Source organism: Kitasatospora purpeofusca, assembly GCF_034043715.1.
In the GTDB taxonomy this organism is placed as follows: Bacteria; Actinomycetota; Actinomycetes; order Streptomycetales; family Streptomycetaceae; genus Kitasatospora; species Kitasatospora purpeofusca_A.
Window position 1 is genome coordinate 18704 of sequence record NZ_JAXCLC010000086.1, and the last position, 14408, is coordinate 33111.

At 73.1% G+C, this 14408-nt stretch carries 12 protein-coding genes; 3 read left to right on the top strand and 9 right to left on the bottom strand.

The annotated features are described in order from the left end of the window. The first annotated feature begins 36 nt into the window (after positions 1-36). A complete protein-coding gene (locus tag SM793_RS31890) occupies positions 37-1200 on the top strand; it encodes a hypothetical protein (protein ID WP_320441801.1) in 1164 nt (387 codons plus the stop codon). A gap of 119 nt (positions 1201-1319) precedes the next feature. On the opposite strand, the gene SM793_RS31895 is transcribed toward SM793_RS31890, so the two are convergent. From SM793_RS31895 to SM793_RS31930, 8 genes are all read right to left on the bottom strand, one after another. Continuing rightward, positions 1320-1640 (bottom strand): transcriptional regulator, encoded by a 321-nt coding sequence (locus SM793_RS31895; RefSeq protein ID WP_320441802.1) that lies wholly within the window; start codon positions 1638-1640, stop codon positions 1320-1322. Next, positions 1640-2110, bottom strand: coding sequence for a hypothetical protein (locus SM793_RS31900; RefSeq protein ID WP_320441803.1), 471 nt, complete (start codon positions 2108-2110; stop codon positions 1640-1642). Before SM793_RS31900 ends, SM793_RS31895 begins: the two co-directional genes overlap by 1 nt. 99 nt (positions 2111-2209) lie before the next feature. Beyond that, a complete protein-coding gene (locus SM793_RS31905; protein WP_320441804.1) occupies positions 2210-2743 on the bottom strand; it encodes a ribonuclease domain-containing protein in 534 nt (177 codons plus the stop codon). A 359-nt stretch (positions 2744-3102) separates the two neighbouring features. Continuing rightward, positions 3103-5856 (bottom strand): pyruvate, phosphate dikinase, encoded by a 2754-nt coding sequence (gene ppdK, locus SM793_RS31910; RefSeq protein WP_320441811.1) that lies wholly within the window; start codon positions 5854-5856, stop codon positions 3103-3105. 519 nt (positions 5857-6375) lie between these two features. Continuing rightward, on the bottom strand, positions 6376-7482 hold the full coding sequence (gene dusB / locus SM793_RS31915; protein ID WP_320441812.1) for a tRNA dihydrouridine synthase DusB: 1107 nt from the start codon (positions 7480-7482) through the stop codon (positions 6376-6378). A 493-nt stretch (positions 7483-7975) separates the two neighbouring features. Then, positions 7976-8866, bottom strand: a complete 891-nt coding sequence (locus SM793_RS31920; protein WP_320441805.1) for a DUF4097 family beta strand repeat-containing protein — start codon at positions 8864-8866, stop codon at positions 7976-7978. After that, on the bottom strand, positions 8863-9507 hold the full coding sequence (locus SM793_RS31925; protein WP_320441806.1) for a response regulator transcription factor: 645 nt from the start codon (positions 9505-9507) through the stop codon (positions 8863-8865). Before SM793_RS31925 ends, SM793_RS31920 begins: the two co-directional genes overlap by 4 nt. Next, entirely contained in the window at positions 9495-10724 is a 1230-nt protein-coding gene (locus SM793_RS31930) for a sensor histidine kinase (protein WP_320441807.1), read from the bottom strand. Before SM793_RS31930 ends, SM793_RS31925 begins: the two co-directional genes overlap by 13 nt. 134 nt (positions 10725-10858) lie before the next feature. Between SM793_RS31930 and SM793_RS31935 the strand changes: the two genes are divergently transcribed. Beyond that, positions 10859-11428 (top strand): hypothetical protein, encoded by a 570-nt coding sequence (locus SM793_RS31935; RefSeq protein ID WP_320441808.1) that lies wholly within the window; start codon positions 10859-10861, stop codon positions 11426-11428. A gap of 404 nt (positions 11429-11832) precedes the next feature. Here SM793_RS31935 and SM793_RS31940 read toward each other — a convergent pair whose 3' ends face one another. Then, complete coding sequence (locus tag SM793_RS31940; protein ID WP_320441809.1) at positions 11833-12732, bottom strand: helix-turn-helix transcriptional regulator; 900 nt, start codon at positions 12730-12732, stop codon at positions 11833-11835. A gap of 94 nt (positions 12733-12826) precedes the next feature. Here SM793_RS31940 and SM793_RS31945 point away from each other — a divergent pair, with 94 nt between their 5' ends. Further along, a complete protein-coding gene (locus tag SM793_RS31945) occupies positions 12827-14341 on the top strand; it encodes an MFS transporter (RefSeq protein ID WP_413816077.1) in 1515 nt (504 codons plus the stop codon). The last annotated feature ends 67 nt before the right edge of the window (positions 14342-14408 follow it).

Genomic DNA, 14408 nt, shown 5'->3' on the forward strand with positions numbered 1-14408 from the left:
TCGCATACCTCCGAACCGGGCGGGAAGGACCTCGGCATGACCCTCGCCGCCCCGGCCACCAACCCGGCCACCAGCCCGGTCGCCAACCCGGCCACCAGCCCGGTCGCCAACCCGGCCACCAGCCCGGCTGCCGGCCCGGTCGCCGCCGTTCCGCAGGCTCTCGCCGCCGTTCCGCGCCCGCTCGTCGCCGGTCGCGCGCGGGCCGCCCCGCGGCCGCTCCTCGACCCGTTGCTGCTGGTCGGCGGCGACCAGCAGCACATCGTCACCCGCGCCCAACTGCGGGCGCTCGGAGTGCCGTCCGGGACCATCGCGCACCGGTTGCGGCCCGGCGGGCCGTGGCAGCGGGTGCTGCCCCGGGTGGTCTGCCTGCAGACCGGTCGGCTGACCACGCATCAGCGACTGCGGGCCGCGCTCGCCTACGCCGGACCCAAGGGGCGGCCCGCGCCGCAGGCCGGGGAGGTGCTGCTCACCGGGGCGGCAGTGCTCGCCGACGCCGGCCTCCCCTCCGCCGGGCACCCGGCGGACCTCACCGAGGTGGACGTCCTGATCCCCGGCCGGCGGCGGGTCGCCGACCGGGGGTTCGTCCGGATCCACCGGGCGCGCGGCGCGATGCCGGGCGGCTTCGAGCGCGACGACGGGCTCTGGAGCACCTCGGTCGCCCGGGCGCTGGCCGACCTCGCGCCCCGGGAGAGCGGACGGCGCCGGTTCCGCGCGCTCTGCGCGGAGGCCGTCCAGCGGCGGCACTGCGAACTCGGCGAGCTGCTGGACCAGTTGCTCGCCCGGCCGGACGCCCGCGAGCTGACCGGGCTGGCCCGGGTGGTGGAGGAGCTGACGGCCGGAGTGCGGTCGGTGGTCGAGGGCGAGGCCCGGGACGCGGTGCGCGGCGCCGGGCTCCCCGAACCGCTCTGGAATCCGGTGCTCCTCCTGGACGGGCGGTTCCTGGCCGTGCCGGACGCGTACTGGCCGCAGGCGTGCGTCGCCCTGGAGATCGACTCCCGGGCCTGGCACCTGCGCCCGGCCGACCACGAGCGGAGCCTGACCCGGGCCAACCGGCTGACCGCGGCCGGCCTGCCGGTCGTCCGCACCACCCCCGTCCAGCTGCGCCGCGACCCGGGTCCGGTGCTGCACGAGCTGGCCGTGCTGCTCTCGGCCGGCCCGCACGGACCGCACGACCGGGTCACCTGGCGGCGGGCCCGGTGAGGGCGCCGCCCGCGTCGGGGCGGCGGCGGTCGTGACGCACCGGCGTCGGGCGGCTCGGCGGCGGGGGTCGCGGCTCGCCCCGGTGTCGGGGCGGCTCAGCGGCGTGCGACCGCAGGCGGTCACGGCTGCCGGCTCTCCGTCTCCCGTCCCGCCGCCTCGGCCGCCGCCGCCAGCCGCTGCAGGACACCCAGGTGGTCGGCGAGTGCCCGGCGGCCGGCCCGGGTGGCGGCCAGCCAGGTGCGCGGGCGCTTGCCGACATAGCCCTTCTTCACCGACAGGTAGCCTGCCTCCTCCAACGCGCCCGCCGCCTTGCTGAGCACCGAGTCCGAGACCTGGCAGTAGTCCCTGACGGCGGAGAACTCGGCCTCGATACAGCCACCGAGAAACGCCACGACGGTGAGCCGGGTGGGGTGTTGCAGCAGCGGATCGAGCCCGGCCATCAGACGCTCTCCGCCTCGCGGCGGATCCGGATGTTCACGCGCACCATGGTCAGCCAGAACAGCACCCCGGCTGTAACACCGGCGCTGCCGAGCGTCCCCCGGGCGTCGGCACCCATGAGACCGACGACGGCGGCCACCGCGAGGGCTCCGGCGAAGACCAGCACCACCCAGCGCGCCATCGGTCCGCCGAGGCCGGGCGTCCAGCCCCTCGCCACACCACCGCGACGGGTCACGACGGCCCCCAGGGCACCGCTGACCGCCGCGAAGACCCCGCCGAGCACGCCGGCCAGCCAGCTCATGTCGGCCCACAGGGCGTAGCCGAGGCCGAGGCCGTAGAGCGAGAAGCCGACCGCGAAGGTGGCGCCGTACCAGGTGGGCACCGGCTGCGGCGCCCGGGCAGCGGCGCGCGCCCGGGCGGCGAGGCCCAGCGCCTCGGTGGCGGACAGCTCGACGGGCACGGAATCGCTCATGAAGTCCCCCGGTGGTGATCGTTGATCTTGATTCCACTATGGCACCTACTTTCCGCAATGGAAAGTACTTTCAGCGGGGCGCCTGGCGGCATTCGCTCCTCAGCAGCGGGAGTCGATCTCCTGGAAGGTGGCGTAGTGGTCCGCGGTCCAGTACTGCTCGCCGGAGTCACCGGTGACCACCCGGCGGGTGCCCCGGTCGCCGGAGCCGGGGGTGACGACCGTGAACTCGTGGTAGTAGCCCGAGGTCCTGCGCGGGAGACGGCTCTCCCGGTTCTCGAAGACGATGCCGTCCGAGCGGTAGGGGTAGGGGCCGCCCTTGGCGATCAGTCCGAGGGTGTCGCGGGCCTGGCCCGGGAGCCTGGTGCGGCAGACGTCGGCCAGCGCCGGATCGGTCGGCACCCAGCCGGTGCCGGCGGCGGTCGCCGGCGGGGTGGCGGAGGCCGAGGGCCGGGGTGCGCTGGGCTTCGGCGCCACCGGGCCGGTCGAGGCCGCGGCCGGGGCGGTGGCGGTGGCAGTCGCGGCGGTCCTGGAGGTGCTGCCGCCGGTGTCGTCCGAGAGCAGGTAGCCGACCGCGGCGGCGAGCACGCAGATCAGCACGGCGAGGGCGGTCCACAGGCGGTTTCTGCTGGTCATCCGCCCAGCTTGGCAGTCGGCGGGCCGGGGCCCGGCCAGCCACACGCGTGGTCGGCACCACAACGGGGGCGTCGGCCGACGGGGCGGCGGCCGTCGGGGATGGGGTTCGGCGGGGGCGGGGTCCGGCGCGCCGGGACCGGGCCGGGCGGGGCCGGGGCAGCGTCGGGCCCGGCGGGATCCGACCGGGCGGGACAAGCATGCGGCCGGGGCGGGTACGGACGCCATTGTCCGTTCCCACCCCGGCCGCTTCACGTACGCCGGTTCTCCTGCGCCGAGCTCCGGTGTACGCCCCTCCCCGAAGGAGGGGACACGGTCAGCGATTCGGCCGTGCCGAGGGGCTCATGGCGAGCCCCCGGCACTCAGCGCGAGTCGCTGCCCGCAGTCTCGATGGCGGCGCGGCCGGCCTCCAGACGCGCCACCGGGATCCGGAAGGGGGAGCAGGAGACGTAGTCCAGCCCCACCTCGTGGAAGAAGTGCACCGACTCCGGGTCGCCGCCGTGCTCGCCGCAGACACCCAGCTTGAGGTCGGGGCGGGTGGCCCGGCCGGCCTGGACGGCGTGCTTCACGAGCCAGCCGACACCGTCCCGGTCGATGGTCTCGAACGGCGAGACCCCGAAGATGCCCTTCTCCAGGTAGGCGGTGAAGAAGGAGGCCTCGACGTCGTCGCGGGAGAAGCCCCAGACCGTCTGGGTGAGGTCGTTGGTGCCGAAGGAGAAGAACTCGGCGGCCTCGGCGATCTGGCCGGCCGTCACGGCGGCGCGCGGCAGCTCGATCATGGTGCCGAGCTTGATGTCCAGCTGGACACCGGTGGACTGGGCGACCTCGGCGAGCACGCGCTCGCACTCGTCGCGGACCAGCTCCAGCTCCTGGACGGTGCCGACCAGCGGGATCATCACCTCGGGGCGCGGGTCCGCCCCGGCCAGCTTGCGCTCGGCGGCGGCCTCGGCGATGGCGCGGACCTGCATTCCGAACAGGCCGGGGATGACCAGGCCGAGGCGCACACCGCGCAGGCCGAGCATCGGGTTCTGCTCGTGCAGCTTGTGCACCGCCTGAAGCAGGCGCAGGTCGTTCTCGTTCGGGTCCTTGCGGGCCTCGGCGAGGGCGACGCGCACCGACAGCTCGGTGATGTCCGGCAGGAACTCGTGCAGCGGCGGGTCGAGCAGCCGGACGGTGACGGGCAGTCCGTCCATCGCCTGGAACAGCTCCAGGAAGTCGCCCTTCTGCAGCGGCAGCAGGGTGGAGAGCGCGGCCTCACGGTCCTTGTCGTTGTCCGCGAGGATCAGGTGCTCGACCTCCTTGCGGCGCTCCTCACCGAGGAACATGTGCTCGGTGCGGCACAGGCCGATGCCCTGGGCGCCGTAGCGGCGGGCGCGCGAGCCGTCCTCGGCGTTGTCGGCGTTGGCGCGCACCGCGAGGCGGCGGCGGCCGTCGGCGTGGGACATCAGCCGGTGCACGGCCTGGACCAGGCCGCCCTGGACGTCGGCGCCGGCGTGCAGGGTGCCCTCGAAGTACTCCACCACCGCGGAGGGGAGCACGGGTACCTCACCGAGGTAGACCTTGCCGGTCGCGCCGTCGATGGAGACGACGTCGCCCTCCTCCAGCTCCAGGCCGTCGGCCGTGGTCATCCGGCGGCGCTTGGTGTCGACCTCCAGCTCCTCGGCACCGCAGACACAGGTCTTGCCCATGCCGCGGGCGACGACGGCGGCGTGCGAGGTCTTGCCACCGCGCGAGGTGAGGATGCCCTCGGCGGCGATCATGCCGTCCAGGTCGTCCGGGTTGGTCTCGCGGCGGACCAGGATGACCTTCTCGCCGGAGCGCGACCACTTCACCGCGGTGTAGGAGTCGAAGACGATCTTGCCGATCGCGGCGCCGGGCGAGGCGGCGAGGCCCCGGGCGATCTGCTTGGACTCGGCGTTGGGGGCGAAGCGCGGGAACATCAGCTGGGAGAGCTGGCCGCCGGTGACCCGCATGAGGGCCTCGTCCAGGTCGATCAGACCCTGGTCGACCAACTGGACGGCGATCCGGAAGGCGGCCGCGGCGGTGCGCTTGCCGACCCGGGTCTGGAGCATCCAGAGCTTGCCGCGCTCGATGGTGAACTCGATGTCGCAGAGGTCCCGGTAGTGGGTCTCGAGCGTCTGCATGATCGCCATCAGCTCGTCGTACGACTTCTTGTCGAGCTTCTCCAGCTCGGACAGCGGCAGGGTGTTGCGGATGCCGGCGACGACGTCCTCGCCCTGGGCGTTGGACAGGTAGTCGCCGTAGACACCCTGCGCGCCGGTGGAGGGGTCGCGGGTGAAGGCGACGCCGGTGCCGGAGTCCTCGCCGAGGTTGCCGAACACCATGCTGCAGACGTTGACCGCGGTGCCCAGGTCGTTCGGGATGCGCTCCTGGCGGCGGTAGAGCCGGGCCCGGTCGCCGTTCCAGGAGTGGAAGACGGCGTGGATGGCGAGGTCCATCTGCTCGCGCGGGTCCTGCGGGAAGGCCCGGCCGGTCTCGCGCTCGACGATGCCCTTGAACACCTCGACCAGCCGCTTCAGGTCCGCGGCGTCGAGGTCGAGGTCGCTGGTGGTGCCCTTGGCCTGCTTGGCCTCGTCCAGTGCCTCCTCGAACAGCTCGCCGTCGACGCCCAGCACGGTCTTGCCGAACATCTGGACCAGGCGGCGGTAGGAGTCCCAGGCGAAGCGCTCGTTGCCGGACTGCGCGACCAGGCCGACCACCGAGGCGTCCGAGAGGCCGATGTTCAGGACGGTGTCCATCATGCCGGGCATGGAGAACTTGGCGCCCGAACGCACCGAGACGAGCAGCGGGTTGTCGGCCTGGCCGAGCTGCTTGCCCATCTCCTGCTCGAGCGCGTCCAGGTGGGCGCTGATCTCCTCGTGCAGCGAGGTGGGCTCGGTGCCGGTCTCCAGGAAGACCTTGCAGGCCTCGGTGGTGATCGTGAACCCCGGAGGGACGGGAAGGCCGAGGTTGGTCATCTCGGCCAGGTTCGCGCCCTTGCCGCCAAGAAGATCCTTGAGGTCCTTGTTTCCTTCAGTGAAGGAGTAAACAAACTTCTGCTGGGACGCCACGGGTCTGTTCTCCTCGCGCACGGTTGCCCTGACGCCGGAGAACATACCCATTTCGAAGGCGCTTCTGCGCCGCCAATAGGCCGTACGTGGCCAGGACCAGCAGGTAACCCGCTAGATCGAATGCATGGAACGGTGTTCACCTCTGGAGGTGAAATCGTCCGGATGACGCTAGCAAGCGTTCAAGTCTTGAAGGCATGGAAACCGGAAGATCACATATCCGGAACACACGGTAGTCACCGGCCGCCCGGTCTGACGGCCCGGCTTGATTTCCTGCACCCTCAGTGCCGATCCGCCGCCGCCCCCCTTCGGGAAGCGATCCGCCACCGACTTGTTCATTTCGTCCTATCGGCCCTCTCGGGCGCGCAGGGTATGTGGCAAGCGTCACGGACACATCTCACCGATCGAGCGTAGGCCGACCCCGCCCATCGTCGCAGTGCGTCCAGAAACATGTCCGTTCCGTGACATTCGGATGCCAAAAGGGAGCCCTCTTGTCCAGAGTGGCAAAGAGGGCTAGGACGGGGTGGCCATCGACCCGAGAGGCTCCTTCTGGCCATCCCGTACAGATCAACCGCCAGATGTGTCCGATTCGGCGTCTTCGCCCAGTCGGGCACACTCGTACGGATCGTCCAACCAGCCTTCCGGCAGAACCACGCGGTTGTTGCCGCTGGTCCGGCCCCGCGGGCCGTCGGCACCGGCCGGCCAGCTCTGCGACTGCTCCACCATGGCCAGGGATTCGGCCAATTCGGCCAACGAGGACGAGTTCGCCAGCTTGACCCGCAGTTCCGAGCCCACCGAGAAGCCCTTGGTGTACCAGGCGACGTGCTTGCGGAAGTCGATCACACCGCGGGCCTCGTCGCCCAGCCACTCACCGAGCAGCTGCGCGTGGCGGACCATCGCCCGCGCCACATCGGCGAAGGTCGGCCGGGCGTAGTCCACCTCGCCCTCGAAGATAGCCACCAGGTCCCTGAACAGCCACGGCCGGCCGAGGCAGCCACGGCCGACCACCACTCCGTCGCAGCCGGTCTCACGCATCATCCGCACCGCGTCGTCGGCCGACCAGATGTCCCCGTTGCCGAGCACCGGGATCCCCGCCGGGACGGCCTCGCGCAGCCGGGCGATCGCCGACCAGTCGGCGGTACCGCCGTAGTGCTGGGCGGCGGTGCGTCCGTGCAGGGCGATCGCGGAGACGCCCTCCTCAGCACCGATCCGTCCGGCGTCCAGATACGTGAGGTGGTCGTCGTCGATGCCCTTGCGCATCTTCATGGTGACCGGCAGGTCGCCGGCGTTGGACACGGCCTCTCGGAGGATCTCGCGCAGCAGGTTGCGCTTGTACGGGAGCGCCGAGCCGCCGCCCTTGCGGGTGACCTTGGGCACGGGGCAGCCGAAATTGAGGTCGATGTGGTCCGCGAGGTTCTCGTCCGCGATCATCCGGGCCGCCTTGCCCACGGTCACCGGGTCCACGCCGTACAGCTGGATCGAGCGCGGCTTCTCGCTCGGGTCGAACTTGATCAGCTGCATCGTCTTGGCGTTGCGCTCGACCAGGGCCCGGGTAGTGATCATCTCCGACACGTAGAGGCCCTTGCCTCCGCTCTGCTCCCGGCAGAGGGTGCGGAACGGTGCGTTGGTGATGCCGGCCATCGGCGCCAGGACCACGGGCGGCCAGACCTGCATCGGGCCGACGGTCAGCGGTGCGAACTCGGCGCCGGTCGTGGTGGTGGTGGTGGTGGTGGTCGCGGTGGCGGTCGCGGCGGTCGCGGTGGTCGCGGTGGTGGTGGTGGTCGCGGTGGCGGTCGCGGCGGTCGCGGTGGTCGCGGTGGCGGTGGCGGTCGCGGTGGCGGTCGCGGCGGTCGCGGTGGTCGCGGTGGCGGTGGCGGTCGCGGTGGTCGCGGTGGTCGCGGTGGTCGCGGTGGTCGCGGTGGCGGCCGCGACGGTGACGCCGGTCGGGGTGGCCGCGGTGCCGGAGGTGCTGGTGGTGCCGGTCGCGGTGCTCGGCTCGGTGGGTGCGGGCGGGACTGTCATGCGCGGCTGACCTCGGGGACGGCGATTCGGGGACTCTCCATTGTCCCCCACCCGCCGCGCCCGCCCCGGAGGGCCATCGGCCCGGGCTCCCGACCGCTCCCGCCCCGGCCCTGCCCGCGGGCCTCCCGGCCGGTCCGGCCGGCTCTCACCCGCCGCCGCCGGCATCACCGTCCTTCGCGAACACCGACACCGAACCGGAGCTGACCGAGATCCTGACCTTGTGCGGACTGGAGCGGTCGGCCAGCGCCGGATCGATCCCGCCCCGGGGAGCAGAGCCGCCCTCGAAGTCGTAGCGCGATCCGCGTGGCAGGCCCAGGCTCACCGATCCCGAGGTGACACCGATATCCACGGCCGAGGGCTCCGTGACGAAGTCCAGCTTCACCGAGCCCGAGGTCGCGGCCACGTCGGCCCTCGGAGAGGTGAGGCGCTGGCCGTACACGGTGCCGGAGGTGGTACGCACGGTCAGCGGACCCGACACGTCGGCCAACCGGACCTCCCCCGAGGTGGAGACCAGACCGATCTCACCCGTCACCCCGGCGATGTCGATGTTGCCGCTGGACTGCCGGCCGGTCACCGCGACCCCGGGCGGAACCTCCAGCTCGATCACCGCTCCGCAGCCGAGGTCCCCGACCGCGAACACCTGGTTGCAGAGCATCCGGACGTTGAGCTCGTCCTGGTCGAACAGCGCCGAGACCACCGGCATCCGCACCACCCAGTTCAGGGACTGCCGGACCACCACCTGGCCCTCCTGCCCGGGCTTGATCCGGACGGTGGCCCGGCCGGTGTCCAGCCGCACCTTGGTCACCGCGACCCCGTAGGTCCGCTCCGATCGGGTCTGCTGCTGCACCGCCATCGCCCAGGTCTGCACGGCACCGATCAGCATCACCACGACGAGCGCCAGGGTCCCGAACACCCGCCAGCCCCGATGGCCGGCGCGCGCGGGCCCGGGTGCCGGCGGCGTCGGGCGGGCTGTCGTCGTCTCCCGGTCCCGGGGCGGGCCGGTGCCCGCCGTCGGACCGGCGTCCCGCGTCCTCATGCCACCTCCAGGAAGCGCAGCACCGCCATCACCCGGCGGTGGCTGTCGTCGGCCTGCGGCAGGTCGAGCTTGGCGAAGATCGAGTTGATGTGCTTGGCCACCGCGCTGTCGCTGACCACCAGGAGAGCGGCGATGGCCGCGTTCGACCGGCCCTCCGCCATCAGGGCGAGCACGTCCCGCTCGCGGGGCGTCAGCCGCTCCAACGGATCGCGGTGGCGCCGCACCAGCAGTTGGGCCACCACCTCCGGATCCAGCGCCGTCCCGCCCTCGGCGACCCGCTGGAGGGCGTCCACGAACTCGTCGACATTGGCCACCCGCTGCTTGAGCAGGTAGCCGACCCCGCTGGTGTTGCTGGTCAGCAGGTCCGCGGCGTAGCGCTCCTCGACGAACTGGGAGAGCAGCAGCACCGCCACCTCCGGCCACTGCCGGCGGATCACCAGCGCGGCCCGTACCCCCTCGTCGGAGAAGCCGGGCGGCATCCGGACGTCCGCCACCACCACTTGCGGGCGGTGCTCCTCCACCGCGACGAGCAGCGCCTCGGCGTCCCCGACGGCGGCGGCCACCTCGTAGCCCACGGCCTCCAGGACCTTGACCAGGCCGACCCTGAGCAGGACCGAGTCCTCGGCGATCACAGCACGCACGGCAACTCCACGGTGATGGTGGTCGGGCCCCCGACGGGGCTGAGCAGGGACAGGGATCCGTCGACCGAGGCGGTGCGTTGCCGCAGCCCGGTCAGGCCGGTGCCCCGAGCGGCGTCCGCCCCACCCACGCCGTCGTCGCTGACCACCAGGCGCAGCCGGCCGCCGGCCGTCCGCACCGAGACGTCCACCCGGGAGGCCCGGGCGTGCTTGGCGACATTGGTCAGTGCCTCGGAGACGGTGAAGTAGGCGACGGCCTCGACCGTCGGCGCTACCCGCTCGGCCAGATCGACGTCCAGCCGGACCGGCAGCGGAATCCTGGCCGCGATACCGGAGAGCGCCGCGTCCAGCCCGCGGTCCTCCAGAACGGCCGGGTGCAGACCGCGGACGAGGTCCCGCAGCTCGTCGATGGCCGCCTGGGCCTCCTCGTGCGCCTCGACTATCACCTGCATGGCCTCGGGCGGGACGTCCTTGAGGGTGCGGCGGGCCAGGCCGAGGTTCATCGCCAGGGAGGTGAGCCGCTGCTGCGCCCCGTCGTGGAGGTCGCGCTCGATCCGGCGGCGCTCGGCGTCGACCGCGTCCACCAGTCCGGCCCTGCTCTCCACCACCTCCTCGATCCGGTGTTCCAGTACCGCCGTCCGACCCGGACCGAGCATGCGCACCGCGAGCGCCTCGTCCAGGTCGGCCAGCAGCCGGACCGCTCGGGGCAGGACCGCCAGCAGCAGCACGCCGCCGACGGTGAGCGGGATGTCCAGCTTGGCCCAGTGGTCGGCGACCGGCGAGTAGGGCGGCATCATCCAGGCCCAGCCGAACACCGTCGAGGCCACCACGGCCGCGCCCCACCCCCACAGCACCGCCAGCGCGGCGAGCGCGACCAGCGGACCGGCCACCAGGTGGTAGCCGACCTGGCGCCAGCTCACAGCGGTGCGCGGGGTGGTCGCCGCACCGGCCGAGGTACCGGCGGGCCGCAGCAGCGGCGGGACGTCCACCCCGCGCAGCGCCCGCAGCCGGGCGCGCTGCGCGGCGGAGAGCAGGCGGATCCCGAGCAGGATCACGCCCACGAGGAACAGCGACACTTTGGGGACGGTGATGGACAGCCAAACAGGAAGGGAGAGCGGGATTCCGGCGGCGAGGAACCGGGCGTCCCGCCAGGACGCCGCAGGCCACGGGGGCCGGGCGGCGCTCCCGATGAGCGCACGGCGCGGCTTCGTGGAGAGCATGGCGGAAAGCCTAGAGCGCCGTGATCGGCCGTCACCATGAAGGTCGGTGCCGAGAAATGGTGAAGCTGGGTACACCCCCGATTCGGACCGGTGCACTACCGACAACGCTGCCGCGGACGGCCAGTCTTGAGGGCATGACGAGCTACGCATCGCACTCCGCCGATCTGCCGCACGGGCGTCCGACCCTCGGCGCCACTGTCGCGGCCGACCCGGCCGAGGGGCGGCTTCCGGTCGGTCCCACCGGCCTGTGGGGCCCGGCCCACCCGGCCACCGGGCCGTGGTCGGTGCGCAGCGTCCGGGCCGGCCGGTCCCGCGGCCGGGCGGCCCTGGAGATCTACGAGCACGACGAGTTGGTGGACGTTCTGGTCGCGACCCGGCTCACCGCCGGTCTGCTGCGCGGGGCCCGCGCCTGGGCCGGGGCGGGCGGGCGCCGCCGTTCCCGGCAGGGTCTCGCCTGGGGGCGGTTGCCGCACGGCGGCGCGGTCCCGGTGGTCGGGTTCACCGGCGGACGGCTGCTCCGGCTGCCCGGCCGGCCCGCCCCGGTCGTCCGTGCGGCCGAGGTGGTCACCGTCGGCGGGGAGTTCTGGCTCGCCTGGGGCGAGGGCGTGTTCGACGGCGTGCTGGTCGAGGCGGGCGGTGCCGCCTCCGAGCGGTCGCCGCTGGTCCGGGCCCGGGTCGGCGGCGCGGGCGGAGGTGCCCGATGAGCACCGCCGTCCTCGGTTTCGCCCCCGTCTTCGCGCCGCGCGCCGCACGGGCCGGCCGTCCCGTGCCCGGCCCGCTCGCCGAGCGGGTGCCCGCGCTCGCCGCGTTCCTGCTGCTGCCCTGGACGGCCCTGCTCGTGGCCGCGGGCGACATCGCGTGGGCCGCCTTCGACCTGTGCGAACTGGCCGCGCTGCTCTGGCTCGACGCCGGGCTGCGCCGCCGCGGCCCGGCCGCCGCCGGACCGGCGGCGGTGGTGGCCCTGCTGCTCGTGGGTGACGCCCTGGTCGACCTCGCCACCGCGCTGCCGGGCCAGGAGGAGCTCGCCGCGCTGATCATGGCGGGCTGTGTCGAACTCCCGCTGGCCGCGCTCTGCCTGGCCCTCGGCCTGGCGCGCACCGGGCGGCCGTCAGCCGAGCGGCACCCCCGCCCGCGCCACGGCCGCCGGCAGCCGGGTGGGAAGCCGTGTCAGCAGCGCGTCGGTCTCCTCGTCCTTCGGGGTGTAGACGATCATTCGCGGCCCCTGGACCGGACCGAGCCAGAGGCTGGTGTAGTCGAGTCGCAGCAGCCCCACCTCCGGTACCAGGAAGCGTTTCAGGCCGTTCCCCGGCCGCAGGACGTCGTGCCGCTGCCAGGCCGCGTCGAACACCGGGGAGGCCTTGCGCAGCCGGCAGAGCAGTGCCCGCCAGGCCGGCTCGGCCCCGTGGTCGCCCATCCCGGACCGGAACCGGGCGACCATGACGTCCCGCTCCTCCTCGTGGTCCACCAGCACCTCGCGGAAGCGCGAGGGGGTGAAGGCCAGCCACATCAGATTGCGGTCCTCGGGCGGCAGCGCGGCCAGATCGCCGACGATCCCGGTGTACTGCGCGTTGTGCGCCAGTACGTCGTAGCGGGAGTTGATCACCGCGGCCGGGTAGGGGGCCATCCGGTCCAGCGTCATCCGGACCGCGGGCGTGACGGTCGGGCACTCCCGGACCGGCGTCGGATCCTCCGCGCCGGCCAGGGTGAACAGATGGGCCCGCTCGCTGGGGTCGAGCAGCAGGGCGCGCGCCACCGCGTCCAGTACCTGCACGGACACCTGGATCTCGCGCCCCTGCTCCAACCACGTGTACCAGGTGACCCCGACGGCGGCGATCTGCGCCACCTCCTCACGGCGCAGCCCCGGAGTCCGCCGCCGACCGGTCGGCGGCAGCCCCACCTGCTCGGGGGTGATCCGCTCCCGGCGGCTGCGCAGGAACGCCGCCAACTCTTGCCGCCGAGGATCGGCGGGTACTTTCCCGATGTTTGCCGTGACGGCGGTCAGACTCATTCCATCAGCATGAGGCACAGCTCATCCTGTTGCCAGGTACTTCTTATACCTGGATAAGCACACTCTGGTACCAGGGTGCGGCACGGCGGATCGTATGACCGTGACCCAGCCACTGACCGCCACCAGGCCCCTCGCCCCCGCCGCCGTCCCAGCCGCTTCCCCCGGCGGCACCACCGCCCCGGCCTCCCCCCTCTCCCCTACTCCTTCCTCTCCCTCCTCCCCCTCCTCCCCCTCCCTCGGTACCGCCGGACTGGTCACCGTCCTGCTCGGGGCGTTCCTCCCGATGCTTGACTTCTTCATAGTGAATGTCGCACTGCCGACCATCGACCACGACCTCGCCGCCGGACCCGCCGTCCTGGAACTGGTCGCCGCCGGGTACGGCATCGCCTTCGCCGTCCTGCTCGTCCTCGGCGGACGACTCGGCGACCTCTTCGGCCGGCGCCGCCTCTTCGTGGTCGGAGCGGCCGCCTTCGCCGTGACCTCGCTCGCCTGCGGGCTCGCCCCCGGAGCATGGAGCCTGGTCGCCGCCCGGGCTGCCCAGGGCGCGTCGGCCGCCCTGCTGATCCCCCAGGTCCTCGGCACCATCACCGCCGCCACCCACGGCGCCCGGCGCGGGCGCGCCCTCTCGGTGTACGGCGCGGTCGGCGGCATCTCGGTGGTCATCGGGCAGGTGCTCGGCGGGATGCTGGTCGCCGCCGACCTCTTCGGCACCGGCTGGCGCTCGGTCTTCCTGCTGAACGTCCCCTTCGCCCTGCTCGCCCTCGTCCTCGCCCTGCGCTTCGTCCCGGAGAGCCGCGCCCCGCAGGGTGCCAAGGTCGACGTCGCCGGGACGGTGCTGCTCACCGCCTCCCTGCTCGCCCTGCTGGTGCCGCTGATGGAGGGCCGGGCCGCCGGCTGGCCGCTGTGGTCCTGGCTGCTGCTCGCCCTGTTCCCCGTGTTCGCCACCGCCTTCGCCCTGGTCGAGCGCCGGGTCGAGCGCCTCGGCGGAGCCCCGCTCGTGCCGCCCACCCTGCTGCGCATCCCCGAGATGCGACGCGGCCTCGGCATCGCCATCCCCTACTTCGGTGGCTTCGGCGGCTTCATGTTCGTCATCGCGGTCGCCCTCCAGCAGGGCCTGCACCTCGGCCCGGTCGCGGCGGGCTGGGCATTGGTCCCGATGGCCGTCGGCTACTTCACCGCCTCGCTCTCCGGCCCGCGCCTCATCGGCCGTTTCGGCAGCCGGGTCCTGACCGCCGGCGCCGCCGTCCAGGCCCTCGGCCTCGTCACCCTGGCCGTCACCGTGCTCGCCGACTGGAACGGGTTCTCCCCGCTGCGGATGGCCCCGGGCGTCGCGCTCGCCGGTATCGGCCAGGGTCTGATCGGCACCCCGCTGTTCCGCGTCGTCCTCTCCAAGGTCCCCGCCGCGCGGGCGGGTGTGGGCAGCGGTGTCCTCGCCACCAGTCAGCAGTCCAGCCTCGCCCTGGGCGTCGCCACCCTCGGCACCCTCTACCTGAGCCTCGCCCCCACGCTGGGTATGGACCGGGCGCTCGCCCTCTGCCTCGGCATTCAGCTCCTGGGGTCCTTCACGGTCCTCTACCTGACGACCCGCCTCCCCCGTTCCATCGGCTGACGCCGGGCCCTGGGTCCCCCTCCGGGGGGGGGGGGGGGGGGGGGGGGGGGGGGGGGGGGGGGGGGGG